The 431-nt window shown below is 51.7% G+C and carries 1 pseudogene; it reads left to right on the top strand.

Going from position 1 to position 431, the window contains the following annotated elements:
• Positions 1-229: 229 nt before the first annotated feature.
• A pseudogene (locus tag EXE48_RS18285) lies at positions 230-431 on the top strand (transcriptional regulator); the annotation flags it as partial.

Raw genomic sequence — 431 nt, 5'->3', positions numbered from 1 at the left:
GTTCCGGTGGGCGGCCGGTGTTCGGTCAGGGGTGGAAGCGATCCCTTAGTGAGGTCACCGATAGTGAGGATGCGTACGTCGTCATCGATGCTCAGTAAATAGTGCATCCGGCAGTTCGTCAGGCTCGAGCCGTCATCGACAACGAATCACTAATGTCGTCACTATCGCGAAACAGTCCGAATCACCGTGGCAAACGTTTATGGTTTCTAGTTTCGTAAATCTATACAAGATGAGCTACGATACAGAACACGTGCGAAACGCGGGAGAGACTCCGGGGATGATCACCGGAATCCCCACATTCACAGAATTACTTGAGAACCCGTCTCTCGCGAGTCTCTATACTTCGATTAGCCAGTCGGGAACTGCCACGGGTCCTGAACTCGTTGAAACAGCGACCGTCTCGAAAAAGACCGTATACGACTATCTCCATA

The organism is Halorubrum sp. ASP1 (genome assembly GCF_005435135.1).
GTDB classification, from domain to species: domain Archaea; phylum Halobacteriota; class Halobacteria; order Halobacteriales; family Haloferacaceae; genus Halorubrum; species Halorubrum tropicale.
The sequence above is the reverse complement of the archived record's forward strand: the minus strand, read 5'-3'. Positions and strand labels throughout refer to the sequence as shown.